Annotated in this window: 25 protein-coding genes and 1 pseudogene; 5 read left to right on the top strand and 21 right to left on the bottom strand. The window is 63.3% G+C overall.

Features of this window, described 5'->3' with window-relative positions; translation table 11 throughout:
* Window positions 1–115: 115 nt before the first annotated feature.
* The 14 genes from LB547_RS11860 to LB547_RS11925 form a co-directional block, all read right to left on the bottom strand.
* Window positions 116–742 (bottom strand): sarcosine oxidase subunit gamma, encoded by a 627-nt coding sequence (locus tag LB547_RS11860; protein WP_140555446.1) that lies wholly within the window; start codon window positions 740–742, stop codon window positions 116–118.
* Window positions 735–3,716 (bottom strand): sarcosine oxidase subunit alpha, encoded by a 2,982-nt coding sequence (locus LB547_RS11865; protein WP_140762496.1) that lies wholly within the window; start codon window positions 3,714–3,716, stop codon window positions 735–737. The genes LB547_RS11860 and LB547_RS11865 overlap by 8 nt, the downstream gene beginning before the upstream one ends.
* 202 nt (window positions 3,717–3,918) lie before the next feature.
* Window positions 3,919–4,194 carry a sarcosine oxidase subunit delta gene (locus LB547_RS11870; RefSeq protein WP_140762494.1) on the bottom strand — a complete coding sequence of 92 codons (276 nt, stop codon included), beginning with the start codon at window positions 4,192–4,194 and terminating at the stop codon, window positions 3,919–3,921.
* A gap of 10 nt (window positions 4,195–4,204) precedes the next feature.
* On the bottom strand, window positions 4,205–5,458 hold the full coding sequence (locus LB547_RS11875; RefSeq protein ID WP_140623591.1) for a sarcosine oxidase subunit beta family protein: 1,254 nt from the start codon (window positions 5,456–5,458) through the stop codon (window positions 4,205–4,207).
* Window positions 5,459–5,493: 35 nt separating this feature from the next.
* Entirely contained in the window at window positions 5,494–6,801 is a 1,308-nt protein-coding gene (gene glnT / locus LB547_RS11880) for a type III glutamate--ammonia ligase (protein ID WP_140514695.1), read from the bottom strand.
* A 63-nt stretch (window positions 6,802–6,864) separates the two neighbouring features.
* A complete protein-coding gene (locus LB547_RS11885; RefSeq protein WP_140514697.1) occupies window positions 6,865–8,193 on the bottom strand; it encodes an FMN-binding glutamate synthase family protein in 1,329 nt (442 codons plus the stop codon).
* 6 nt (window positions 8,194–8,199) lie between these two features.
* Window positions 8,200–8,931, bottom strand: a complete 732-nt coding sequence (locus LB547_RS11890; protein ID WP_140551135.1) for a GXGXG domain-containing protein — start codon at window positions 8,929–8,931, stop codon at window positions 8,200–8,202.
* A 4-nt stretch (window positions 8,932–8,935) separates the two neighbouring features.
* Window positions 8,936–9,832 (bottom strand): class II glutamine amidotransferase, encoded by an 897-nt coding sequence (locus LB547_RS11895; protein WP_140558281.1) that lies wholly within the window; start codon window positions 9,830–9,832, stop codon window positions 8,936–8,938.
* A gap of 86 nt (window positions 9,833–9,918) precedes the next feature.
* Entirely contained in the window at window positions 9,919–10,248 is a 330-nt protein-coding gene (locus LB547_RS11900; protein ID WP_140497867.1) for a hypothetical protein, read from the bottom strand.
* On the bottom strand, window positions 10,245–10,934 hold the full coding sequence (locus LB547_RS11905; protein WP_181170958.1) for a hypothetical protein: 690 nt from the start codon (window positions 10,932–10,934) through the stop codon (window positions 10,245–10,247). The genes LB547_RS11900 and LB547_RS11905 overlap by 4 nt, the downstream gene beginning before the upstream one ends.
* Window positions 10,935–10,977: 43 nt before the next feature.
* Window positions 10,978–12,381, bottom strand: a complete 1,404-nt coding sequence (locus LB547_RS11910) for an APC family permease (protein ID WP_140497869.1) — start codon at window positions 12,379–12,381, stop codon at window positions 10,978–10,980.
* A 14-nt stretch (window positions 12,382–12,395) separates the two neighbouring features.
* Window positions 12,396–12,557, bottom strand: coding sequence for a hypothetical protein (locus LB547_RS11915; RefSeq protein ID WP_140558279.1), 162 nt, complete (start codon window positions 12,555–12,557; stop codon window positions 12,396–12,398).
* 15 nt (window positions 12,558–12,572) lie between these two features.
* Window positions 12,573–12,950: a hypothetical protein gene (locus LB547_RS11920; RefSeq protein ID WP_140497873.1), complete on the bottom strand. Its 378-nt coding sequence runs from the start codon at window positions 12,948–12,950 to the stop codon at window positions 12,573–12,575.
* Window positions 12,951–12,964: 14 nt separating this feature from the next.
* Entirely contained in the window at window positions 12,965–13,246 is a 282-nt protein-coding gene (locus tag LB547_RS11925; protein WP_140497875.1) for a hypothetical protein, read from the bottom strand.
* Between the two features lie 283 nt (window positions 13,247–13,529).
* Here LB547_RS11925 and LB547_RS11930 point away from each other — a divergent pair, with 283 nt between their 5' ends.
* From LB547_RS11930 to LB547_RS11945, 4 genes are read left to right on the top strand one after another with little or no spacing between them, the layout of a single operon-like run.
* Complete coding sequence (locus tag LB547_RS11930; RefSeq protein ID WP_140497877.1) at window positions 13,530–14,663, top strand: aminomethyltransferase family protein; 1,134 nt, start codon at window positions 13,530–13,532, stop codon at window positions 14,661–14,663.
* A gap of 40 nt (window positions 14,664–14,703) precedes the next feature.
* Window positions 14,704–15,300 (top strand): dimethylamine monooxygenase subunit DmmA family protein, encoded by a 597-nt coding sequence (locus LB547_RS11935; RefSeq protein ID WP_140497879.1) that lies wholly within the window; start codon window positions 14,704–14,706, stop codon window positions 15,298–15,300.
* Window positions 15,297–16,262 carry a PDR/VanB family oxidoreductase gene (locus LB547_RS11940; protein WP_140497881.1) on the top strand — a complete coding sequence of 322 codons (966 nt, stop codon included), beginning with the start codon at window positions 15,297–15,299 and terminating at the stop codon, window positions 16,260–16,262. The genes LB547_RS11935 and LB547_RS11940 overlap by 4 nt, the downstream gene beginning before the upstream one ends.
* A gap of 9 nt (window positions 16,263–16,271) precedes the next feature.
* Window positions 16,272–17,312 (top strand): heme-dependent oxidative N-demethylase family protein, encoded by a 1,041-nt coding sequence (locus tag LB547_RS11945; protein WP_140497883.1) that lies wholly within the window; start codon window positions 16,272–16,274, stop codon window positions 17,310–17,312.
* Between the two features lie 129 nt (window positions 17,313–17,441).
* Here the strand turns inward: LB547_RS11945 and LB547_RS11950 are convergent.
* A pseudogene (locus LB547_RS11950) lies at window positions 17,442–17,811 on the bottom strand (endonuclease domain-containing protein).
* Window positions 17,812–17,922: 111 nt separating this feature from the next.
* Window positions 17,923–18,645: a helix-turn-helix domain-containing protein gene (locus LB547_RS11955; RefSeq protein WP_140762492.1), complete on the bottom strand. Its 723-nt coding sequence runs from the start codon at window positions 18,643–18,645 to the stop codon at window positions 17,923–17,925.
* A gap of 261 nt (window positions 18,646–18,906) precedes the next feature.
* Here LB547_RS11955 and LB547_RS11960 point away from each other — a divergent pair, with 261 nt between their 5' ends.
* Entirely contained in the window at window positions 18,907–20,265 is a 1,359-nt protein-coding gene (locus LB547_RS11960; RefSeq protein ID WP_140762490.1) for an NAD(P)-binding domain-containing protein, read from the top strand.
* 6 nt (window positions 20,266–20,271) lie between these two features.
* On the opposite strand, the gene LB547_RS11965 is transcribed toward LB547_RS11960, so the two are convergent.
* The 5 genes from LB547_RS11965 to LB547_RS11985 all read right to left on the bottom strand — a co-directional run bounded on the left by LB547_RS11965 (window position 20,272) and on the right by LB547_RS11985 (window position 26,008).
* Window positions 20,272–20,649, bottom strand: a complete 378-nt coding sequence (locus LB547_RS11965; RefSeq protein ID WP_140514715.1) for a GFA family protein — start codon at window positions 20,647–20,649, stop codon at window positions 20,272–20,274.
* 34 nt (window positions 20,650–20,683) lie between these two features.
* A complete protein-coding gene (locus LB547_RS11970) occupies window positions 20,684–22,660 on the bottom strand; it encodes an ABC transporter permease (protein WP_140762488.1) in 1,977 nt (658 codons plus the stop codon).
* Window positions 22,657–23,742 carry a quaternary amine ABC transporter ATP-binding protein gene (locus tag LB547_RS11975; protein ID WP_140762486.1) on the bottom strand — a complete coding sequence of 362 codons (1,086 nt, stop codon included), beginning with the start codon at window positions 23,740–23,742 and terminating at the stop codon, window positions 22,657–22,659. Before LB547_RS11975 ends, LB547_RS11970 begins: the two co-directional genes overlap by 4 nt.
* 76 nt (window positions 23,743–23,818) lie before the next feature.
* Window positions 23,819–24,793, bottom strand: a complete 975-nt coding sequence (locus tag LB547_RS11980; RefSeq protein WP_140629168.1) for an ABC transporter substrate-binding protein — start codon at window positions 24,791–24,793, stop codon at window positions 23,819–23,821.
* 450 nt (window positions 24,794–25,243) lie between these two features.
* A complete protein-coding gene (locus tag LB547_RS11985) occupies window positions 25,244–26,008 on the bottom strand; it encodes an SDR family oxidoreductase (RefSeq protein WP_140762483.1) in 765 nt (254 codons plus the stop codon).
* Window positions 26,009–26,017: the final 9 nt, after the last annotated feature.

Below are 26,017 nucleotides of genomic sequence, written 5' to 3' on the forward strand. Positions count from 1 at the left end.
TTGAGGGGGTGGGTGACGGCGTGCCGTCATTGCCAAGCTGGAGCGCCACTCATCCGACCTCGCTCCGCGAGGCCACCTTCTCCTACAAGGGGAGAAGGGAAGGGCGTGCGCAAAGCTACGTCACTTCCTCGGAATGGCTGATATCCACACCATATTCCGCCGCCGCATCGAGCATCGTGTGCCACAGGCTCTCGGCAAAGGTCGCAAAGACCAGAACGTTGAACACCGCCTGTCCGTCCGCCCGATCATTCCCACGCCAGAGCGTGACGCTGGTGTGATCCATCGAGGTTGCGGCGGCAGAGCCGACCGCGAACACACCGGCATGCAGATCGAGCGATGAAAGCTTGGCCAACATCGCCCGCGCCTTGTCACCGGAGATGCTGATCAGCGCCCGCGCATGCGACTGGTCGGATAGCGAAGCCGATCCGGCAAGCAGAGGAGCAAGCGCCTTCATCCCGTGCTTGCCACTCTTCGACAGCACGAAAAACTGATCCGGCCCGGACCAGATCAGCGTGGCATCCGCAATCCGCACCGCCTTGGGCGCATCCGGACCGGCAATGCCGAAACACGCCGTCGCAGCCCTGGCCAGGTCACCCGCCTTGCCGCGGCGTGCCATCACTTGCACGAGGTCGAAATTGCGGATCTCGGTCAGCGAAACGCCGGTATCGCCCTGCGCGCCATGCGGACCGACGACCAGCGTGCGGTCGAGAGGGCTGCGCGCATCCCAGGTAAATTCAGCCACGCTGGCGCCCTCCATCCGGGTCGTAGAAGACGGGATTGCACAGTTCGACATCATACTCCTCTGCGCGCAGCGGATCGTGCGCGCGCACGGTCTCGCCGATACGCTCGCGACCACGTTCCACGAGAGCAAGCCCGATCCATTGATCCGATGTCGGCGAGAAGCAGACTGAGGTGACATAGCCCTGGTCGTTATCAGGTCCGGGCGTCTGGCCCTTCGGAACGATGTGCGCGCCGGAGCGCAGCCGCCGCGCCTTGTCGGTCGGCTTGATGCCGACGACGACCTGCCGGTCCGGCGCGACCAGTGCCTCGCGGCCGGCCATGACGCGGCCGATGAAATCCTTCTTGGTCGACATCATCTTGCCCAGGCCGAGGTCGCTGGCCGTCGTGGTGCCGTTCAGTTCCGGTCCGGCGACATGGCCCTTTTCGATGCGCATGACGCCAAGCGCCTCGGTGCCGTATGGCGTCACGCCGAACGGCTTGCCGGCCAGCATCAGATTGCGCACTAGCGCCTCGCCATAGCGCGCCGGCACCGAAATTTCGAACGCCATTTCGCCGGAGAAAGAGATGCGGAACAGCCGCGCCTTGATGCCGCCGCGCAGCGCGACTTCGCGTGCACTCATGAAGGGGAAGCCCTCGTTCGACAGATCCTCTGTCGGGTCGACGATCTCCTTCAGCAGATCTCGGGTCTTCGGCCCGGCGATCGAGAATTGCGCCCACTGGTCGGAGACCGAGGTCAGTTGCACGTCCAATTCGGGAAACAGCACCTGCCGGCAGAATTCGAGATGCTGCATCACCAGCCCGGCCTTGGCGGTGGTGGTGGTGAGGAAATAATGATCCTCGGCCAGCCGCGAGGTCGTGCCGTCGTCGTAGACGAACCCGTCTTCGCGCAACATCAGCCCGTAGCGTGCCTTGCCGACGGCGAGGTTGGAAAAGGTGTTGATGTAGACGCGGTCGAGGAAGGCGCCGGCATCGGGGCCGTGCACGTCGATCTTGCCGAGCGTCGAGACATCGCAGAAGCCGACGCCGGAACGCACCGCCTTGACCTCGCGTGTGACGGATTCCAGCCAGTCCTTCTCGCCCGTGCGCGGATACCATTGCGCGCGCTTCCACAGGCCGGTGTCGACGAAGACGGCATCCTGTTCGGCGGCCCAGTGATGCGAAGGCGTCAGCCTTGTGGCGTGGAAAGTCTCGTCGCGGTGATGGCCGGCAAAGGCGCCGATCGCGACCGGCACATAGGGCGGGCGGTAGATCGTCGTGCCGGTTTCGGGAATGGACTTGCCCGACACCGCGGCCATGATGGCAAGGCCGGCGACGTTGGAGGTCTTGCCCTGGTCGGTCGCCATGCCGAGCGTGGTGTAGCGCTTCAGATGCTCGACCGACTCGAAGCCCTCGCGCTGCGCCAGTTCGATGTCGGAAGCAGTGACATCGTGCTGCTGGTCGACGAACGCCTTGCCCTTGCCGGCGACATGCCAGAGCGGCGTCAACGAGAACGCCTCGTCATCGGCAGTTGGCGCTGTGCCGGCCTTGCCGCTGCGCCCGGCGTCGAGCGCGGCCGCCGCGCCTGCTGCAAACCCTCCCGCCAGGCAGGCGCCGAGACCGAACGAGCCATTGGCTGCACCGGCGGCGACCATGCCGGGAGGCGCGCCGTCGGGCACGAAGGCGGCGATGTCGTCGCGCCATTTCGGCCGGCCGCGATGATAGGAGGTGAGCCCGACCGCCGGGTTCCAGCCGCCGGAGACGGCAAGCCCGTCCGCTTCCACTTCGGCTCGCGCGCCGCCGGTGAGAGAGACGGAGATTTTCCTCACACCGTCCTTGCCGCCGTCCGCACGGCTGACGGCGCCATGCAGCACCGGGAAGCCGCTCTTCGAGGCGAGCGAACGATGGGCGGGCGAGACGTCAGGCCGTGCGTCGATGACCGCCGCAATCTGCAAGCCTGCGCCGAGTACTGTCTCGACCGTGCGCCAGCCATCCTCATTGTTGGTGAACAGCGCGATGCGTTTTGCCGGCGCGGCGGCATAGCGCGCGACATAGGTCCGCATGGCCGAAGCCATCATCACGCCGGGCGTATCGTTGCCGGCAAAGACGACCGGCCGCTCGAGGGCGCCGGCCGCGACGACGCAACGCCTGGCCACGATGCGCCACATGCGCTGGCGCACCTGGTGCTCGGGCGGCGAGGGCAGATGGTCGTTGACCCGCTCGATCGCGCCATAGGTGCCGCCATCGTAGACGCCGAACAGCGTCGTGCGGGTCATGATGCGGACATCGGGCATTGCCTCGAGTTCCGCCAGGGTTCGCGACAGCCACTCGGCTGCCGGCAGCCCGTCGATCGTGCCGCCATCCGAGAGCAGGCGGCCGCCGGGAATAAAATCCTCTTCGCACAGGATGACGCGGGCGCCGGAGCGGCCGGCGGCAAGGGCCGCCGCAAGCCCGGTCGGGCCGGAGCCGGCGATCAGCACGTCGCAATGCGCCCAGGCCTTGTCATAGTGGTCGGGATCGGCAACGCCGGCGGCGCGGCCGAGGCCTGCGGCGCGGCGGATCGCCGGCTCGTAGATCGCCTCCCAGAATTTCGCCGGCCACATGAAGGTCTTGTAGTAGAAGCCGGCGACGAAGATCGGCGCGAAGATTTGGTTGACCGACATCACGTCGAAATGGAGCGACGGCCAGCGGTTCTGGCTGGCGGCCTCGAGCCCTTCATAGAGCTCGGCGGTCGTGGCCTTGGTGTTCGGCTCGCGGCGTGCGCCGGTGCGCAGTTCAACCAGCGCGTTGGGCTCTTCCGAGCCGGCGGTCAGAATGCCGCGCGGACGGTGGTATTTGAACGAGCGGCCGACCAGCTTGACGCCGTTGGCGATCAGCGCCGACGCCAGCGTGTCGCCCTCGAAGCCGAAGAACGTCTTGCCATCGAAGCGGAAGCTCAGCGGTGACGAACGATCGGGGAGGCCGCCGGTCGGGAGACGATGGGATTGGGAGGAAGTCACGATGCAGCCCCATGCACTGGCGTCGCGCTGCCGCTCGTCGCCCTGCCGCTTCTTACCCTCCCCCTGGTGGGGAGGGTCGCTGCGAAGCAGCGGGGTGGGGGGGCGGCGCCGACCCCCACCCGGACCTGCGGTCCGACCTCCCTACAAAGGGGAGGTAAAGACGTACCGGCCTTCACCGCGGCGCTGAGCTGGACAGAAAAATTCATTTCGCAACCTGCCTCCCCCCGGCGCCCGCCGCCGGCTCCACGGCCGAAATTTCGTGCGTCAGCGTGTTGCGGGTGACCTTCAGCCACGCTCGGCAGCCGCCACCGTGATACCAATTCTCGTCCATCACGCCGGCGACATTGTCGCGCAGGTAAACGTAGTCGAAGACGTCGTCCTCCGAAGCGCCAGCCTCCGGACGCATCGGCTTGGCGTCGCCGAGATAGGTGAACTCGCCGAGGTCGCGTTCGCCGCAGAAGGGACAGGTGATGCGCATGGCAGGGCCTTCAGTGCAGGTTCGGTTGGGCGCCCTGGCCCTTTTCGTCTATCATCGCACCAGACCGGAACCGGTCGAGGCGAAAGCGGGCGGCCTCCTTGTGGGACTGGTCGCGGGCCAGCAGGTGGGCAAAGACGAGGCCTGAGCCCGGCGTCGCCTTGAAGCCGCCATAGCACCAGCCGGCATTGAGGTAGAGCCCGTCGACCGGCGTCTTGTCGATGATCGGCGAACCGTCCATCGACATGTCCATGATGCCGCCCCACTGGCGCAGCAGGCGCACGCGGCCGATCATCGGCATCAGCGCCATGCCGCCTTCGCAGACGTCTTCCATCACAGGCAAATTGCCGCGCTGGGCGTAGGAATTGTAGCCGTCTATGTCGCCGCCGAAGACCAGGCCGCCCTTGTCCGACTGGCTGACGTAGAAATGGCCGGCGCCGAACGTCATCACATTGGGGATGAGCGGCTTGATCGCCTCGGAGACGAAGGCCTGCAGCACATGGCTTTCGATCGGCAGGCGCAGGCCCGCCATCGCGGCGACACGCGAGGAGGAGCCCGCGACGGCCATGCCGACTTTCCCGGCGCCGATCTTGCCGCGCGAGGTCTCGACGCCGGTCACCTTGCCGTTGGCGTCGCGCACGAAGCCCGTCACTTCGCAATTCTGGATGATGTCGACGCCGAGCGCGCTCGCCGCATGGGCGTAGCCCCAGACCACCGCGTCGTGCCGCGCCGTGCCGCCGCGCCGCTGCAAGAGCCCACCTTGCACGGGAAAGCGCGCATTGTCGAAATTCAGGAACGGCATCATCTTCTTGACCGCGGCAAGGTCGAGCAATTCGGCATCGATGCCGTTGACGCGCATCGTGTTGCCGCGCCGCGCATAGGCATCGCGCTGCGCATCGGAATGGTAGAGATTGATGACGCCGCGCTGGCTGACCATCGTGTTGTAGTTGAGGTCCTGCTCCATCCGCTCCCACAGCTTCATCGATAATTCGTAGAAGCCGGTGTTGCCGGGCAGGCCGTAATTGGAACGGATGATGGTGGTGTTACGGCCGGCATTGCCGGAGCCGATCCAGCCCTTTTCCAGCACGGCCACATTCCTGATGCCGTACTCGCTGGCGAGGAACCAGGCGGTGGCCAGACCATGCCCGCCGCCGCCGATGATCACCACGTCGTAGCGGTCCTTCGGGCTGGCGTCGCGCCAGGTGCGCTGCCAGTTCTTGTGGCCGGAGAAGGCGGCGCGGGCGAGCGAGAAGATCGAATATTTCATACGTTCATTCCGAGGTCGCTCGCACGCTGCGCCGGTCAGATATCCAGCGTGTGGTCGCGCTCCCATTGCGTGAAGTGCGAAGCATAGGAATTCCATTCCTGGTGCTTCAGCTTTAGATAAGCCGACGAGAATTCCTCACCCAGCGCCGTCTTGAGCGATTTGTCATTGTCGAATTCGCGCAACGCGTCGAGCAGGTTGAGCGGCAATTTCGGCGCGCCCTCCACCGTGTGACCGTGCTGGTACATGTCGATGTCGTAGCGCCTGCCGGGATCGGCCTTGGAGCGGATGCCGTCGAGGCCGGCGGCGATGATGACGGCTTGCAGCAGATAAGGGTTGGCCGCGCCATCAGGCAGCCGCAGCTCGAAACGGCCGGGGCCGGGCACGCGCACCATGTGGGTGCGGTTGTTGCCGGTCCAGGTCACCGTGTTCGGCGCCCAGGTGGCGCCCGAAATGGTGCGAGGCGCGTTGATGCGCTTGTAGGAATTGACGGTCGGGTTGGTGATGGCGGCGAGAGCCGAGGCATGTTTCATGATACCGCCGAGGAAGTGCTTACCCTTGGCCGACAGGCCGAGCTCCATCGAATTGTCGGCAAAGACATTGGTCTTGCCTGATTTGTCCCACACCGAGATGTGCGCATGGCAGCCATTGCCGGTCAGTCCCTGGAAGGGCTTGGGCATGAAGGTGGCGCGCAGGCCGTGCTTTTCCGCGATCGACTTGACCATGAACTTGAAGAAAGAGTGCTTGTCGGCGGTCGCCAGCGCATCGTCGAAGGCCCAGTTCATCTCGAACTGGCCGTTGGCATCCTCGTGGTCGTTCTGGTAGGCGCCCCAGCCGAGCGCCAGCATGTGGTCGCAGATCTCGGCGATGACGTCGTAGCGGCGCATCAACGCTTGCTGGTCGTAGCATGGTTTCGCCGCCGTATCATATTCGTCGGAGATCGTTTTGCCGTCGGGCGAGATCAGGAAGAATTCCGCCTCGACGCCGGTCTTGACATGCATGCCGTCGTTAGCGGCTTCCGCGATCAGTCGCTTAAGCGTGTTGCGCGGTGCCTGGTCGACCTCCTTGTCGTCCATGATGCAGTTGGCGGCGACCCAGGCGACGTCAGGCTTCCAGGGCAGCTGGATAACCGAATTCGGATCCGGCACCGCCAGCATGTCGGGATGTGCCGGCGTGAGGTCAAGCGAGGTAGCGAAACCGGCGAAGCCGGCGCCATCCTTCTGCATATCTGATATCGCCTGCGCCGGCACCAGCTTGGCGCGTTGCCCGCTGAACAGGTCGGTGTAGGAGATCATGAAATATTTGACGTTTTTCGCCCTTGCGAACTCTGCAAGATCAACTGTCACGGAAGTTCCCCATTTTTTGTCGATTGTTGGCCCTAGAGCATATGGCCTTCGGCCCTTTGTTGATCAGAAGCCGTTCTTCCCCGGTATCCAGTTGGTGCCGGCCAGCGGCACGCCGGCCATCGCGGCGGCCTCGATCGTGAGCGCGACGAGATCCTCGGGTTCGAGATTGTGCAGGCTGTTCTTGCCGCAAGCGCGGGCGATGGTCTGCGCCTCCAGCGTCATCACCTTGAGATAGTTCGCCAGCCGGCGGCCGGCGGCCACCGGATCGACCCGCTTCATCAGTTCGGGATCCTGCGTGGTGATGCCGGCCGGGTCGCGGCCCTCGTGCCAGTCGTCATAGGCGCCTGATGTGGTGCCGAGCTCGTTGTACTCCGCCTCCCAGCGGGGATCGTTGTCGCCGAGCGCGACAAGGGCAGCCGTGCCGATGGAGACCGCGTCGACGCCGAGCGCCAGCGCCTTGGCGACATCGGCGCCGTTGCGGATGCCGCCCGAGACGATCAACTGCACCTTGCGATGCATGCCGAGATCCTGCAGCGCCTGCACCGCCGGCCTGATGCAAGCGAGCGTCGGCTGGCCGACATTCTCGATGAACACTTCCTGCGTCGCCGCCGTGCCGCCCTGCATGCCGTCGACGACGACGACGTCGGCGCCGGCCTTCACCGCAAGCGCTGTGTCGTAGTAGGGGCGGGCGCCGCCGACCTTGACGTAAATCGGCTTCTCCCAGTCGGTGATTTCGCGCAGTTCGAGAATCTTGATCTCGAGATCGTCCGGCCCGGTCCAGTCGGGATGGCGCGAGGCCGAGCGCTGGTCGATGCCCTTGGGCAGCGTGCGCATCTCGGCGACGCGATCGGAGATCTTCTGTCCGAGCAGCATGCCGCCGCCGCCGGGCTTGGCGCCCTGGCCGACGACGACCTCGATGGCATCGGCGCGCCGCAGGTCGCGCAGATTCATGCCATAGCGCGAGGGGAGATATTGGTAGACGAGTTGCTTGGAATGGCCGCGCTCTTCCTCGGTCATGCCGCCGTCGCCGGTCGTGGTCGAGGTGCCCGACAGCGTCGCGCCGCGCCCGAGCGCTTCCTTGGCCGGGCCCGACAGCGAGCCGAAGCTCATGCCAGCAACGGTGATCGGGATTTTCAGCTCGATCGGCTTCTTGGCATGGCGTGAGCCCAACACGACTGATGTGTCGCAGCGCTCGCGATAGCCTTCGAGCGGATAGCGCGAGATCGATGCGCCCAGGAACAGAAGGTCGTCGAAATGCGGCAGCTTGCGCTTGGCGCCGGCGCCCCGGATGTCATAGATGCCGGTGGCCGCGGCGCGGCGGATCTCGGAAAGCGTGTAGTCGTCGAAAGTCGCGGATTTGCGCGGCGTCGTCGGCGGGTTGCGATAGGTCATGCTGCCTCAATACGCGTCGGCGTTGTCGATATTGAAATTGTAGAGCGTGCGCGCCGAGCCGTAGCGCTTGAACTCCGACGGCTTGACGCCGGTGACGCCGGCACGATCGAGCAGGCCTTGCAGGAGTTCGAGGTGTTCGGGCCGCATTTCCTTGGCGATGCAGTCGGCGCCCAAACTGTCGACCTTGCCGCGCACGAATAGCCGTGCCTCGTAGATGGAATCGCCGAGCGCGTCGCCGGCATCGCCCAGCACCACCAGATTGCCGGACTGTGCCATGAAGGCCGACATATGGCCGATATTGCCGTGCACGACGATGTCGATGCCTTTCATCGAAATGCCGCAGCGCGAGGACGCATTGCCCTCGATGACGAGCAGCCCGCCCTTGCCGGTGGCGCCGGCATATTGGCTGGCGTCGCCTTTGACTGTTATCGACCCCGACATCATGTTTTCGCCAACGCCGGGTCCCGCCGAACCATGCACGGTGATGGCACTGCCGGAATTCATGCCGCCACAGTAATAGCCGACGCTGCCGCGCACATCGATGCTGACCGGCTGGTCGACGCCGACGGCGACCGAATGGCTGCCCTTCGGGTTCAACACTTCCCAGGCGGTCTCGTTCGAGCCTGGCGTCAGATTGTGCAGTGCCTGGTTGAGCTCGCGCAGCGACATCTGGTCCAGGTCGAACACCCGGGAGGCATGGTCGCTCGCCGCCGCGGTTGAAAGTTTTGTTGCCGGCATGAACTCAATGCTCCCAGAAATAGACGGTTGCGGGTTCCGGTTCCCAGACTCTCGCATTGTCTATGCCGGGCAGTTTGGTCAGCGCGCGATATTCCGAGCCGAAGGCGACATACTGGTCCGTTTCGGCCATCACGGCGGGCTTGCAGGCGATCGGGTCGCGCACCACGCCGAAGCCGTTCTTGGTGCCGACGACGAAGGTGAAGAAACCGTCGAGATCTGAGAGGGTGCCCTCCAGCGCCTCGCCGAGGTTCTTGCCATGCGCCATCTGGGAGGAGAGATAGGCGGCCGCCACTTCGGTGTCGTTCTCGGTCTCGAATTTCATGCCTTCGCGGACCAGTTCGCGGCGAACGTTGTTGTGGTTGGACAGCGAGCCATTGTGCACCAGGCACTGGTCGGCGCCGGTCGAGAACGGATGCGCGCCCATCGTCGTCACCGCCGATTCCGTCGCCATGCGGGTGTGCCCGATGCCATGCGTTCCGGTCATCCCACGGATGTCGAAGCGGTCGACCACAGCCTCGGGCAAGCCGACTTCCTTGTATATTTCCACGGCTTCGCCGGCGCCCATGATGCGGATGTCGGGCCTGAGCGACTGGATGATCTCACGCGCCGCATCGACCTTTTCGGGCGTGGTCCTGATGACGGCATGCGTCGATTTTACCGTGACGCCCACCGGCACGCCGAGCGCCTTGGTGAGTTCGGCGTCCAGTCCACGGAAATCACGCTCCGGCTTCGGCGACTGGATGGTGATCTTGGCCTCGTTGCCGGACGGCGCGCCATAGATCGCGATGCCGGCGCTGTCGGGGCCGCGATCGCTGAGCGATACCAGCATCTGCGACAACATCGCACCGAGCTGCGGCTCCAGCGCCTTGTCCTTCAGGAAAAGTCCAACGATTCCGCACATGCCAGCCTCCAGACCCTTTGTAGCTAAAAATGATGTATCGAATGAGTTCGGGGAATTCAATTGGTATGAAAAAAATATTCCTCTCGTTACGCGTTGTGTTTTGTCCCATCCGGCGGCCCATCGCCTTGTCGGCGCATGGAATGGGCCCATTTGGCGGTCCGGATACGAGCCATTTTGTAGGCGTCGAGGATCGACAGCGCATAGATCAGGAAGCCGCCGGCGTGGCGGCCGACAAAGCTGGCGTCGGGCGGGGCGATCTTCGCCGTCACCCAGGCCAGGATGACCATGAAGAAAAGAAACTGCAGGCCGCGCGTCGGAACGCCCAGCATGACGTGGCCGCTGCCCGGCAGCAGGGTTGCCGCGCCCAGGACGATATATGGGCTGGTAGGTCCGGGCGAGGGGGTTGCGCCGGTCATGCCGCTTTCCGTTCGTTCCTGTTGATCGCGTCGCGCAGTCCCGAAAGGGATACGAGCAGCCGCGAGATCAGCGCCGGGTCGATTTGCGCGTCACCGAAAGCGGCTTGCCGGAAGACACCGTAGCGGGCCCGCTCGGCTTCGGCCAGCAGCCAGACGATACGCACACCCTTTGGCGTGATCAGTAGCTCCTTGGCGCGTCCTTCTGAAAAGGGCTCCAGATGGTCGGCGATGATGTTTTGCGGGAAGCGCACGCCTCTGCGGTCCGTTCGAAGCACCGCCTCGGCGGGAAAGCCGGGCGCCTTCGGCAGCGTGTGGTCGAGATGGTCGAAATTGGAGAATGTCGTCGGCGAGCCCGGCCGCATCATCATGTCGAACGTGCCGGGCACGGCTGTTTTCTCCGTTATCGATACGCTGAGCCAGCGCGCCGGCAGCTTTCTCGTCGCCAGCGTGTCGACGATGGTGCGCAACTGCACGCGCTGGCCATTCCACGAGCCTTCCCAGGTGATGACGCCGGCAGTACCGTCCGAGACATCTTCGGCGTCGGCAATGACGGCGCGGATGCTGGCCTGGTCGGCGGCGCGCGCCACGGCAGCCCTGTTGCGGCTGCGGCGTGCCAGCCAGGCAAAGTGCAGGACGAGAGCCAGGACAGCCGCCCCGGCAAGCAGTGCTGACGTCACCTCGGACATTTCGTCATGCCAGGCCCGCCCAATTCGGACGGGCCTACTCCCATCAATAGCCCTGCGGTTTCGGCCACGGCATGGTGAACTGGTCGCCGCGCCGCACGAATTTGTAGCGATAGAAATGGAACCACAGCGAGATCAGGAAATAGAACGCGACCATGGCAATGAGCTGCGAGCCGAAGCCGAGGAAGATCGCGAAGAAGGTGACCACGCACAGGCAGAACAAGACGATCGCCGGCAGCGGGTGGAAGGGATGCGTGTAGCCGCGGCGGATCGAACCCAGAGGCCACTTCTTCCGGAACATCATGATGTTGATGCTCATGAACGTATATTGCAGCACGCCGGACAGGATCGAGAAGGTGATCGCCTGGTTGAGGTCGGCGATAAAGGCGAAGGCGAGCGCGATCGGCAGCAGGAACAGGATCGAGCGGTAGGGCGTGCGGTATCTCGGGTGCACCGCCGAGAACCAGCTCGGCAGGTAGCGATCGCGGCCGAGCGAGAACCAGGCGCGCGCCGCGTCGTTGATGCAGCCATTGGCGGACGCCAGTGCGGCAAGCAGCGTGGCGATGAACAGCAGGTTTTCCAGCAGCGGGTTGCCGGTCAGCTTGCCGGCGTCCCACAGCGGATAATAAGTGATGCCGAGATATTCCCAGGGCATCAGCGAGGCGCAGACATACCAGGTCATGGCGGCGGCGATCAGAAGCGTGATCATGCCGGCCATCGTGCCATAAGGCAGCGAGCGCGCGGGCGAGCGCACTTCCTCGGCCGCCTGCGTGGTGCCCTCGATGCCGAGATAGTACCAGATGCCGAACTGGAAAGCGGCGATGACGCCGATCCAGCCATAGGGCAGCGCGTTTTCTGGGGTGACCAACTCGTTGAGCTTGAGCACCGCGCCTTGCGTCCACGGGCTGACCGAGAAGAACAGGATGACGATGGAGATGTAGGCAATCGCGGTGATGACGAAGTTGACGTTGAGCGTCATCAGCACGCCGCGATAGTTGAGCCATGCCAGGACGACGATGGTGGCGGCGATGAAGGAGTTGTGGGTGAGGCCCTCGACGCCCGCCTTGGCGACGATCGTGTCGCCGAGCAGGATGGCGTCCGACACTTCGAGCATGGTGTAGGCAAAGACCAGGAACAGCGCGACGTTGAAGGCCATCAGCGGCCCGACGATGTGCTTGGCCTGCGCATATTGGCCGCCCGCGGCGGCGACCGTCGACGTCACTTCGGAATCGATCATGGCGACCGAGGTATAGAGCAGCCCGACGACCCAGCAGACGATCAGCGCGGCAAGCGCGCCGCCCTTGTCGGCGGAGAAATTCCAGCCGGTGAACTCGCCGACCAGGACGATGCCCACACCCAACGCCCAGACATGGGCCGGGCCAAGCACCCGAAGCAGCGAGACCCTGTCGCCATTTGTTGCCGAACCCGCAGTTTCAACCACGACCGTCATCGATCAATCCCCACTCAGATCCGGTGTTTTTCGGAAGCGGCTTCAAGTTCGCCTTCGCGCGAGGACGTCAGCACATCCTCGGAGTAGGTCGTATCGACCTTGAACCAATCGTAGAGCATCCACAGCGCAAGCACGATCGAGATGCACCAGCATGCGTAAGAGAGCGCTATCCACATGGTCTTGTCCCCGGATTATTTCTCGTCGAACTTCTCGTTGATGACGTCGCGATATTCGCGGTCCGATGCCCGGAACAGGAACACGAAATAACCGATTAGCACGGCTGCCATGACAACAAGCGTCGGCCAGTCGATGATGTAGTGGAAACGGTTCTGGATTATGTCGTGCGCGGTCTCCGGCGTATAGCCGAGCCTTTCCCAGATCGACGCCATGGTCGGGTTCTGGCCGAGCGCCTCCCAGGTCTTGGCGTCGAGCGCGTCGATGGACTTGGCTGCTCCCGCCAATCCCAGTTTCAGCGGCAGCCACAGCGCCACGAAGATGGCGACCACGACGACGGCGATATCGAAGACCTGCCCGGCCTTGCTCTGTTGCGGCGGCGTGTAGCGGGACATGCTTCTCTCCCCCCTCAGGATTTGCGGTTGCGGTCGTAGTTCTTGATGTCGAGCCCGTAGATGAACTCCTTGTCCTCCTTGTAGTGGTTGACCATGGCCAGGATCGCCGCCGTGTTGAAGATCAGCACCGCGGCGGCGGCAATCGCGACGACGGCCTTGATGCCGTCATGCGGGATATGCGGCCATGTCATGAAGAGGACGAAGAGGATCGTCGCCCACAGGCAGATGATCAGGAGCGCGGATCCGCGCAAGTCGGAACGGTACAGCGCCTCGATGCGCTGCTGCAGGTCTGACATCGGTTTTCCCCTTTTTCGACGTCCGGTTCCGAATCCACCGTCCGCCGTTCTCTTTCAAGAGAGTGAAATTTTTTTCATAAATTCAGACCGAATTCGGAAATTGTCAAGACGAATTTACGCAGAGTTAACCGTCTTGTTCGGATGACGAATTTTGCCTGACAATGAAATTATTTGCTTTCAGGGGATTGCAGGCCCCACGCGTTTGCGATCAATATTCGCTCAAAGCTCCAGCCCGCGCGCACAGGAGCAGGGAACATAATCAAAATATCGAACGGAGGATCGGATGACGGCATCCTGGAGATTTTCAACCCTGGCGGATCGCCATCGCGCGCTGGGTTCGAAACTCGAAGACTGGAGCGGCATGGGCACCGCCTGGACCTACGACAAGGATGCCGACGAGGAATACATCGCTATCCGCACCAAGGCCGGGCTGATGGATGTCTCGGGCCTGAAGAAGGTCCACATCACAGGCCCGCACGCCTCGCACCTCATCGATCTCGCCACCACGCGCGACGTCGAAAAAATCTATCCCGGCAAATCGGCCTATGCCTGCATGCTCAACGAGGCGGGAAAATTCACCGACGACTGCATCCTCTACCGCACCGGGCCGAATAGCTGGATGGTGGTGCATGGCTCGGGAACCGGACATGAGGAGTTGCAGCGGGCGGCGATGGGCAGGGACGTGTCGCTGCGCTTCGACGACAATCTGCACGACCTCTCGCTGCAGGGGCCGGCGGCGGTCGACTATCTTGCCAGGCACGTGCCGGGCATTCGCGACCTCAACTATTTCCATCACATGCAGACGCAGCTCTTCGGTTTTCCGGTGATGATCTCGCGCACCGGCTATACCGGCGAGCGCGGCTATGAAATCTTCTGCCGCGGCCAGGATGCCGGCACGATCTGGGACAGGATCCTCGACGAGGGCAAGAGCGCCGGCATCATCCCGTGCCGCTTCACTACGCTCGACATGCTGCGCGTCGAGAGCTATCTCCTGTTCTATCCCTACGACAATTCGCAGAAATATCCGTTCGAGAATGAAGGCCCCGGCGACACGCTGTGGGAACTCGGCCTCGACTTCACCGTCAGCCCGGGAAAGACCGGCTTTCGCGGCGCCGAGGAGCACTACCGTCTCAAGGGCAAGGAGCGCTTCAAGATCTATGGCGTGTTGCTCGACGGCAAGGAGCCGGCCGACGAGGGCGCCCCGGTCTATCGCGATGGGAAGAAAGTCGGCGTCGTCACCTGCGCCATGTATTCGCCGCTGGTCGAGAAATCGATGGGCATCGCCCGCCTCGACGTCGACTGCGCCGTCAAGGACACAAGGCTCGAGATCCGCAACAGGAGCGGATCGATCAAGGCGACGGCGCAGCCATTGCCGTTCGACGACCCAAAGAAGACCAAGCGCACGGCGAAAGGCTGAGGCATAGTCGAAGGCGAGGGTTCGAGGCACGAAGCAGAGAATGGCAGCCAAGTCGATCATCAGCCGGCCCGTCTACGGAACCTTGTCTCCGCAGCCCGGCAAGCACCATCTTTTCATCGCCGATGCCGAGGGTGCGCTCGCGATAGCGGACATGGCCAAAACGGCTCCGGACGGGTTCTTCGACGGTGCCGAGATCGTCTTCATTCCCGGGCCGGACGACAGGCAAGTCGCCGCTCTCGAAGCGCTGAAACCGGCGCGCTTCCACCAGGCGCCGTCCTTCGCCAGTCTGCTGCCGCGGCTGAAACAGACGCTTGATAACGCGCATATGGGCCTGCGCCTCTATCTCGCCGGTACCGAAGGGCTGATCGGCCAGGCCATGCAGGTGGCGCTCGATGCCGGCATCGACCACACCGCGATCCAGACCGAACATCGCGGCTCGCTGGCGCGCCGCGTGCAGTGCGTGCATTGCAAGGGCATCACCGAGAATGTAACGACGCAACCCGCCACCTGCTCGCATTGCGGCCTGCTACTTCTGGTACGCGACCACTATTCGCGGCGGCTGGCGGCGTTCCAGGGCGTCTGCATCAATGCCGAGGATCGCAGCGAAATTCCTCCGTTCGAGGAGGTCTTCCGATGAGCACCGGCACCACCAAGCTCGACGTCGTCGTCAGCGATGTTGTGCCCGTCAACGAGCTGGTCACCCGCTTTCATTTCCGCCGCCGCGACGGCGAGCTGTTGCCGACCTTTTCAGGCGGCGCCCATGTCGTGGTCGAGATGCGCGACGGCGACCGCACAAGGCTCAATCCCTATTCGCTGATGGGCTCGCCGCTCGACACGCGCGAATACACGATCTCGATACGTCGCGACGATGTCGGCCGGGGCGGCTCGCTGTTTATGCACCGGAGCGTCAAGCCCGGCCTGGAGATGGTGATCTCCTATCCAGTCAATCTGTTCTCACTCGATCTCCGGGCGAAGAAACATTTGATGCTGGCGGGCGGCATCGGCATCACGCCCTTCATGGCCCAGACCGCGCAGTTGGCAGGCGAGGGCGGCAATTTCGAACTGCACTACACCTGCCGCACGGCTTCGCTCGGCACCTATGCCGATGTGCTGCAACAGCGCTACGGCCGCCGGGTCCGGCTCTATCACGACGACCGCGGGGAACGCATAGACCTCGACCGGCTGCTGTCGTCGCAGCCGCTCGGCACGCATCTCTATGTCTGCGGTCCGGCAGGCATGATCGGCTGGGTGCGCGAGCGCGCCGCCGCGCTTGGCTGGCCACCGGAGACCGTGCATTTCGAGCATTTCGCGGCGCCGCAACCGGGATTGCCCTTCGATGTGACGCTGGCCGTCAGCGGCAAGAGCATCCGGGTCGGCGAGCAGCAGAGCCTGCTCGAGGCGATCGAGGCGGCCGGCGTCGATCCGCCCTATCTCTGCCGCGGCGGCGTTTGCGGCCAATGCGAAACCAACGTCATCGCGTCCGACGGCAAGTTCATCCACAACGACCATTGGCTGAGCGAGGAAGATCATCGCTCCGGCTGCAAGATCATGCCGTGCGTGTCGCGCTTCGAAGGCAAATCGCTGGTCTTGGAAAGATAGGAGGCGAGCTTGGGCATCACCTTTCGCAAGGAAACGTTTCGCGACGACTTCACCTTCAGGAACAGCCCTGAGCACATCAGGCGGTTCCCGTTTCCGTTCCATGAAGACAGCTACATGTATGCGGTCAACATCGAGCCGCATGTCGTCGGTCCGAAGGGCAGCGTGCTGGAAAACCTGATAGATGTCGATGAGCACTATGTCGCCGAGATGCAGGACCGCGCTCTGGTCCTGGCCGAGGATCCGTTGCGCTGCCAGTCGCTGCCGCACATGACGCTCGCCGGCTGGGATCTGCTCGAACTTCTGATGGAGCAGCAGGCGCTGGGCTATCCCGAGCATTTCACGCTGACCCGAGACGGCGATCGCTGGCGCTGGATCAACCGGCCGCTCGGCATCGACGACACCTTCACCTTCGGCGACACAACGACGCTGCCTTACGGGCCGATGGAGTACATCACCCGCCAGAGCCAGGGCGATTTCTGCATCCTCGATCAGCGCGACGGCAATCTTTGGATGGATGCCGGAATGGTCACCACCCAGGCCGACTGGTCGCTCGATTTTGACATCGGCATGAACTTCTTCGAGTGGCACGCGCCGGTACCGCTGGCACATGAAAAGGGGATTTTCGTCAGGGCGCTGAAGTTCCTCATCAACATCCAGCAGGGCAAGCCGGCGCGTCGCCTGAACTGGACCATGACCGTCAATCCGCGCCTCGACACCAGCCCCGAGAATTATCACAAATGGGGCCCGGACCGGGCGACGGTGACGCCCGACAATGTCGGCGACAAGGTGCATCTGCGCGTCGAGTTGCAGAGCTTCTGGCGCCTGCCGCGCTCCAACGCCATCGTCTTCCCGATCCGCTGCTACCTGATCAAGATGGACGAGCTGGTGACGCAACCGAAATGGGCGCGCCGCCTGCACCGCGTCGTCCGCGACCTGCCCGAGGAGCTTGCCACCTACAAGGGGCTGACGCGCTACCGCCCGACACTGGTCGAGTGGCTGTCGAAATTGGATGATGGCAGTGCGACGAGCCCGGGATTCGGGCCGGATTGATTGCTGTATTGACGCTGCCCTCCAAGCAGCCAATCTCCCCCCAAGAGGGGGAGATGCCCGGCAGGGCAGAAGGGGGCGCCGTGGAGCGCAGGCCTTGCCCAATGTCCAACCTCTAACGCTCCGCGAAACTCACCCGCCGCCCAGCCCGGCCACAATCACGACATGCTGGCAGACACTGTCGATGTCGCGGATAACATCGTCGTTCCAGAAGCGCAGGACGGTCCAGCCCAGGGCTTCGAACTTGGCGGTTCTTGCAGCGTCCAATTCCAACGCTTCGGCTTGGCCATGCTGGGAACCATCAAGCTCGACGATCAGCTTTTTGTCCGGGCATGCAAAATCGACGATATGGCCGGCGATAGGCATCTGGCGCCGAAAACCCCAGTCCCATCAACCTACGTGCCCTGATCTCATTCCAGAGCTTGAGTTCGGCGTCGGTCATCACCTTGCGCATCCTGCGCGCATTGCGGCGGTTGTTGGAGGATACGAGATTATGCGTCATCGCGGTTCGCCCCCCTCTGTCCTGCCGGACATCTCCCCCTCAAGGGGGGAGATCGGATGTCACTTCGGCTTTCGCCAATCGCCAATGCTGTAAAAAAGGAATCGAGCCCCGTTAACCCGCGCTCTGCGGATAGCAAATAATCGACAGATAGCGCATGGGCAGTTTCGTCAGCTGCTCCGGTCCGTGCGGGGCGTCGGCGTCGAAGAACAGGCTGTCGCCGGGCTTCATCGGATAGAGATTGCTGCCGTGCCGGTAAATGACCTCGCCCTCGAGCATATAAAGGAATTCCATGCCCTCGTGCTGGAAGGTCGGGAACACGTCCGAATCCTCGGTCAGCGTGATCAGATAGGGCTCGACGACGACGCCGCTGGTGTTTGAGCCGATATGGCCAAGCAGATTGTACTGGTGGCCGGCGCGCGTGCCGCGGCGCTCGACGTCCAACCCTTCGCCCGCCTTGACGAAAACGGCGCTGCGCTCCTCTTCGAAGCGGCGGAAGAAGGCGGTGACGGGAACACCCAGCGCCCGCGACAGCGCCTGCAAGGTGGTCAGCGACGGCGAGGTGACGCCGTTCTCGATCTTCGACAGCATGCCCAGCGAAATGTCGGTGGCGACCGCCAGATCGGCGACGGTGATGCCGAGCTTCTTGCGGAACGCGCGCACCTCGCGGCCGATCGCCACTTCCAGCACCTTTTCACGCGTGTCGCGGATGGCGTGCGGGTTCTGGGTAAGCGGCGCGCGGATGGTCTTCCCGTCCACCGAGACCTTTGGCAGCGGCTTTGCCTTTGCGCCGCCGGCTCCAGCACCGGCCTTTGGATTTGAAGCGTTTTTCGCCATGTCGCCCCCGGACTTCGCGGATTTATTTCACTCAAGGTGAACATATTCGGTGGCGATACATGAGCGCAGCCGCGTCGGCAAGCCGTCTTATGCCGCATGCGCCAATCCCGCGATTTCGGGCAATGCGGGTTCTTCGCCAGGAATCCGCCTTGCGCAAACGCCGTTCCCGCAGATGGCTGTTGACAGTGCCGGAGGGCCAATTACTGTCACTGCCAGTGAAATTTGTTTCGCTGGGGAAATCAAAAAAATGGAGGCCCGGACATGAACACTCGCGTTGCCGTCATCGGGGCCGGACCGTCCGGCCTAGCACAGCTCAGGGCCTTCAAGTCAGCGGCCGACAAAGGGGCAGACATTCCCGAGATCGTCTGCTTCGAAAAGCAGTCCGACTGGGGCGGCCTGTGGAATTATACATGGCGCACCGGCCTCGACGAACATGGCGATCCGGTGCACGGCTCGATGTATCGCTATCTCTGGTCGAACGGGCCGAAGGAATGCCTGGAATTCGCCGACTACACGTTCGAGGAACATTTCGGCCGACCGATCGGCTCCTATCCCCCGCGCGCCGTGCTGTGGGACTACATCAAGGGCCGCGTCGAAAAGTCAGGCGTGCGCAAATGGGTGCGCTTCAACAGTCCTGTGCGCATGGTGACCTTCTCGGACGAGACGAAGAAATTCACCGTCACCGCGCATGACCGCACCAATGACGTCACCTATTCGGAAGAGTTCGACAATGTCGTCGTCGCCTCCGGGCATTTCTCGGTTCCAAACGTTCCCTACTTCGAGGGGTTCTCGACCTTCAACGGCCGCATCCTGCACAGCCACGATTTCCGCGACGCAATGGAATTCAAGGGCAAGGGCATCCTGATCATCGGCCGCTCCTATTCGGCCGAGGACATCGGCTCGCAGTGCTACAAATACGGGGCGAAGTCGATCACCTCGAGCTACCGCTCCAAGCCGATGGGCTTCAAATGGCCTGAGAACTGGAAAGAGGTGCCGCTGCTCCAGAAGGTCGTCGGCAAGACCGCGCATTTCAAGGATGGTTCAACCAAGGATATCGACGCAATCATCCTGTGCACCGGCTATCTCCATTCCTTCCCCTTCCTCACCGACGACCTGAAGCTCAAGACCGCCAACCGCATGTGGCCGCTGGATCTTTATGAAGGCGTCGTTTGGGAGAAGAACCCGAAGCTTTTCTACATCGGCATGCAGGACCAGTTCTACACTTTCAACATGTTCGACGCGCAGGCTTGGTACGCGCGCGACGTCATCATGGGCCGCATCAAGCTGCCGTCCGCGCAGGCAATGGCCGAGCACGGTGCCAGATGGCGGGCGCGCGAGGAGACGCTGGAAGACGCCGAGCAGATGATCTGGTTCCAGGGCGACTACACCAAGGAATTGATGGACCAGACCGACTATCCCGGCTTCGACGTCGAGGCGGTCAACCAGACCTTCATGGAATGGGAGCATCACAAGGTGGAAGACATCATGAGCTTCCGCGACCATTCCTACCGCTCGTTGATGACCGGCACCATGGCGCCGCTGCACCATACGCCCTGGCTGCAGGCGCTGGACGATTCGATGGAGAGCTATCTGGAGGTGAAGGGCGTCGCGGCGGAGTAGCGGCTTTCAGGCCGGCAACACGACCCAGTCGTGGCGGCTTTCGCCGTAGACGGCTTGCGTCGGCGCAGGGAAAGACGGATCGGCGAAACAGCCGACCGCGACAGCGACCGCCTCCGGTTTGCGCGACGGATACCAGAACACCGTCGAGCCACAGTTTCCGCAGAAGTGGAAAGTGACGGGAAAGCCGCTGTCGGAATTGCGCCGGAATGTCTGGGATGAGCCGTCGATGTCGATCGCGTCGGCATCGAAGAAAGCCGCTATCCCGAACGGACTGCCGGTGCGCCGCTGGCAATCCAGGCAGTGGCAAAGCGATATTTTGGCCGGCTGTTGCGGACAGCGGATCTGCAATTGGCCACAGGTGCAGCGAGCAATCCTGCTGGTCATGTCTTCCTCCCTTGATAAGTTCGCCGCTTGAGCTTTAACCCAGCCTCGCCCGTGCTTTCGCCGTCCAGGCATTGAACAGCCGGTCGGCGACGATGCCGATGAAGGCGATGGCGAGGCCCGCCACGATGCCGCGGCCGGAATCGGCCTTGGACAGCGCGATGAACACCTCCTGGCCGAGATCACGGGTGCCGACCATGGCGCAGATGATGATCATCGCCAAAGCCATCAGGATCGTCTGGTTGACGCCCAGCATGATCTCGGGCAGCGCGAGTGGCAATTGCACGCGAAAGAAAGTCTGGCGCGGCGTGCAGCCCGAAACCTTGGCCGCCTCGATCAGTGCCGGCGGCACTTGCCTGATACCGTGATTGGTGTAGCGGATCGCCGGCACCACGGCGAAGGCGATCGTTGCGATCATCGCGGTGACGTCACCGACGCGGAACAGCATCACCACCGGAATGATGAAGCAGAAGGAGGGCAGTACCTGCAGCGTATCGATGACGGGCGTGATCACCTTCTCGACGCGGTCGCTGCGCGCGGCCATCAGGCCGATCGGAATCCCGATCAGGCAAGCGACGAAGGCCGAGATGCCGCAGAGATAGACGGTCGCCATGGTCTTTTCCCACAGCCCGGTGACGGCGCAGAAGGCGGTCAGCACTGCCACCAGAGCGGCCAGGCGCAGGCCGGAAAGCTGATAGCCGGCAAGGCCGAGCAGAAATACCGCGCCCAGCCACGGAAAGCTTTCGCAGAAGGCGCGCACCGGGTTCAGCACGTTAAGGATCAGCGCCACGCGGAACGCCTCGATGACATCGAAGAAGTTGATCGTCACCCAATTCACCGCCGCTTTCCACAATGGCGCGGTGGTGAAGGTGATCGCCTTCGGCACCGCCGCAAAGGCAGGCACGAAGAGGCCAAGCAGTGTGGTGACGATCAGGATGGCGACGGCCAGCGTCAGATAGCGCCGCCAGAAGGCGGGCTGGACTTGCCGGTGGACGTGACCTTTTGCATGGTTGGCGGCGATGGCCTGGCTCAACCGGTCGAGCGCGACGGCCAGCGCCACGATGGCCAGCCCCGCTTCCATGGCTTCGCCGACCTTCAGCGCACGCAGCGCCAGCAACACGTCATAGCCCAGCCCGCCGGCGCCGATCATCGAGGCGATGATCACCATGTTCAGCGCCAGCATGATCACCTGGTTGACGCCGACCATCAGCGTCGGCCGCGCCGACGGCAAAAGCACGCGCCACAGTTTCTGCCGCGCCGTGCAGCCGGCCATCTCGCTGAAATCGTCGATCTCGGACGGCACCCGCGACAGGCCGAGCATCGTTGCCCGCACCATTGGCGGCGTGGCGAAGATGGCGGTGGCGATCATCGCCGAAACCGGGCTGTTGCCGAACAGAAGCAGCATCGGGATGAGGTACGCGAAGGTCGGGATGGTCTGCATCAGATCGAGGGCAGGGGAGACCACCAGCCGCTCCGCCCAGGGTTTCCGCCAAGCCCAGATGCCGACGAACAATCCCGTGGCGATGCAGAATGGCACGGCGATGGAAATCAGCGCCAGCGTCAGCATGGCGCTGGTCCATTGGCCGAACAGCGCGATGTAGAGAAAACAGCCGCCGACCAGCATGCCGAGCTTGCGACCGCCAGCGGCATGCCCGGCGAGGAAGGCCGCCGCGCAGATGCCGATCCAGGACAGGCGCGGCAGCACATAGGCGTCGGCGCCGTGGCCGATCTTGAAATTCTTAGCCAGAAGGTCGAGCGCGAAATCGAGCGGCACGCCGAGCACGGCAGTGATCGACCGCGTCAGCCATGACAGGTTTATCTTTATCCAGCGCATCAGGGCGCTGACCCAATCGGCGACCGGCACGATCGCCTCGGCCGGATAGTTGACAGCCCAGGGGAGACTGTCCTGGAGCAGGAACACGACCAGCACCACCGCAAGCGCTGCGGCCCAGACCAGCAGCCGGGTCTGCGCCGGTCGCGGCCTCGTCTCACTGGCGCTTGCCGTTACTGTCATGCACCGGCTCCTGACCGCTCGATGCCGGCGAGCAGGTCGATCACCGCTTGCGGCGTCACCTCGCCGATCGGCTTGCCGCTGCCGTTGACCACCGCGAACGGTCTGCCGCCCGCCACGATGCTGGCCGAGAAGCTGGCAATCTTGGCCTCCGGCGCCACCGTGCCGCCATGCTCGGCGCCGTCGCAGGCGCGCATCAGGCTCTTCGCCGAGATCACCTTGGCGCGGTCGACGTCGCGGGTGAATTCGGCGACATAGTCTGTCGCGGGATTAACCACCAGTTCCTCCGGCGTGCCGATCTGGATGACTTCGCCATCCTTCATGATGGCAATGCGGTCGGCCAGCCTTATCGCCTCGTCGAAATCATGGGTGATGAAGACGATGGTCTTGTGCAGCATGGTTTGCAATCGCATCAGCTCGTCCTGCATCTCGCGGCGGATCAACGGGTCGAGCGCCGAGAACGGCTCGTCGAGGAACCAGATCTCCGGCTTGGTCGCCAGGCTGCGGGCGATGCCGACACGCTGCTGCTGGCCGCCTGAAAGTTCGCGGGGATAGAAATGCTCGCGGCCGCGCAGGCCGACAAGCTCGATCACGTCGCGGGCGCGTGCTTCGCGCGTCGCACGGTCCTGCCCCTGGATGCTGAGCGGAAAGGCGATGTTGTCCAGCACGTTGAGATGCGGCAGCAGCGCGAAATTCTGGAACACCATGCCCATGCGATGGCGCCTGAGTTCGATGAGCGCCGCATCCGAGATCTCGAGCAGGTCCTTGCCCTCGAACTCGACCTTGCCGTGCGTCGGCTCGACCAGACGCGACATGCAGCGCACCAGGGTCGACTTGCCCGACCCCGAGAGCCCCATGATGGTGAAGACCTCGCCCTGGCGGATTTCAAGATCGACGCCGCGTACCGCCCCGACCAGTCCGGCAGCGGCGACATCGGCCATGCTGGCCTTGCCGTCGCGCTCGCGGATGAAACTGGCCGCGTTCGAACCGAACAGTTTCCAGACATTGCGGCAAGCCAGCTTTATCGGGCGGGCATCCTTTGGCGCGCCCGCAACGTTTGATCCCGGTTCGGTCTTGTCAAGCATTCAAGCGTCCTTCTGGAATATCGACGATTGAGACCCGGCCGATCGACGGCAGGGTCTCATTCTCCAGTCGGAGCGATCACTGTGCCCAGGCTTTCCAGTCGGCTTCGTGGGCGGCGATCCAGGCGGCGGCGACGTCCTCCGGCGTCTTGCCGCCGAGGTCGATCTCGCCGCTCATCTTGTTGAGCTCGTCGGTGTCGACCGTGTAGGCCTTGGCCACCTTGTAGGCGACGGGCCATTTGTCCTTCATGCCGTTCCAGGCATATTTCCAGATCTCGCCATGCGGCTTGCCGCAATCATATTTGGCATCGGGATTCGTGCCCCATTTCGGGTCGCTGTAGCATTCGAGCGTGTATTCGGGGAATTCGACCCACTCGCCCTTGTATTTGGCCGGCGCCCAATGCGGCGAATAGATCCACAGCATAATCGGCGCCTTGCGCTGATAGGCCGAATCCAGCTCCGCGAACATCGCCGCGTCGGTGCCGGCGTGGATGACTGTGAATGGCAATTTGAGTGCCTCGACGCGCTCGTCGTCAAAACCCTCCCAGGTCACCGGACCGCCGAGATAACGACCCTTGGGTGCCGTCTCGGCTGTCGAAAAGGCCTCGGCGCATTTCGGGTCTTTCAGCGCTTCCCAATTGGGCAAGCCGGGGCATTTCTCTTTCATATATTCGGGGAACCACCACTCTTCCTTGGCCTTGGGGCCGAGCTTGCCGAGGCGCTCGGTCTGGCCGGTGGCATCGGAAGCCTTCATCGCCTCGCCGGCGGTCGTGTCCCAGAATTCCAGGCCGACATCGAGGTCGCCATTGGTGAGACCGGTGGTCAGGCTGGAGAGGTAATCGGCGGTCGGATATTCGACGGTGTAGCCGAGCTTTTCGAGAATGCCGCCGAGAATCTTGGCGTTGAGGTTGACGCTGGTCCAGTCGAACAGCGCGATCTTGATGGGGTCGTTGGATTCAGGGGCTGCGGCGTGGACGGAAAGCGTTGGCAGGCTCAGTGCCGCGAGCGCGGCGGCGCCCAGGGACAGTTTAGAAACTCTGCTCCGAAATGACATGCTTGTTCTCCTTCAAGCTGTGACGGTTATCGTTCGTTCCCTTCTTGCGTCTTTCTGCCCTTGTTGGGTTTTTTCTTGATTGTGTTGGAAAGACCTGCCTTTGCGCAAGGCCGTTTCCGCCATCGCGCGGCCAAAACCGGCGCAGGCGGGATTGTGCTGAGTTTTTGATTTGCGGAAATGGTGCTGAGAGGGTCGGCGTCATAGCTGCCGACGCATCGCTACGACAGCGATCACCTGCCGGTCGATTGCCAGCCTTATGGCGCCCTGCAAAATGCGAGCCATCAGGGTCCCCTGACCTCGGCTATCGGCCCGGCAAGCCCCATCGCCAGGACGGTTTCATGGGATGAAATTATATATACCAACGTTCATCGCGCGCAACGACTAAGGCTTTGCTGGATGCATAATTCGGACCGCAGGCGAGGTCGCACCCAACCCACCTGCCGAGCCACCTTACCAGCAGACGTAGCCGCCATCGACGATCAGGTCGAGGCCGGTGACGAAGCTCGACGCGCGGCTGGCCAGGAACACGGTCGGCCCGACCATTTCCTCGGGCGCCGCCATGCGCCCCATCGGCGTGTCGCGCTTGAAGATCTTTATCTCTTCCGCCACCTCCGGCCGCTTGTTCATCGGCGTCAGCGTGTAGCCCGGGCTGACCACATTGACGCGCAGGCCGCGGTCGGCCCACTCCATGGCGAGGCTCTTCGACATGTGGATGACGGCGGCCTTCGAGGAATTGTAATGCGCCTGCGTCAGCCCGCGATTGACGATGGTGCCCGACATCGAGGCGATGTTGACGATCGAGCCCTTGCGCCGCGCCAGCATCTTGCGCGCTTCGGCCTGGCAGGACAGGAACACGCCGGCGACATTGACCTCGTGCACCTTCCGCCACGTCTCCAGGGGCATCGTCTCGGCCGGCTCCGATCCGGCGATCCCGGCATTGTTGACGGCAATCGTCAGGGCGCCGAGTTCGCTCTCGACGCGGTCGGTCGCCGCCGCGAGATCGCTCTCGGACGTCACCGTGCCCGTCAGCACCAGCGCCTTGCGCCCAAGCGCGGTGATACGCTGTGCGGTCTCCTCCAGCCCGCCCTTCGATGCATGGCCGAAACAGGCGACGTCGGCGCCGGCCTGCGCCAATCCGATCGCGATTGCCTGGCCAATGCCGCTGCCGGCACCGGTAACCAGCGCGACATCGCCGTCCAGCTTGAAAAGATCCATCGAGAGTCC

It is taken from the genome of Mesorhizobium sp. B264B1B (assembly GCF_020165765.1).
Classification (GTDB): domain Bacteria; phylum Pseudomonadota; class Alphaproteobacteria; order Rhizobiales; family Rhizobiaceae; genus Mesorhizobium.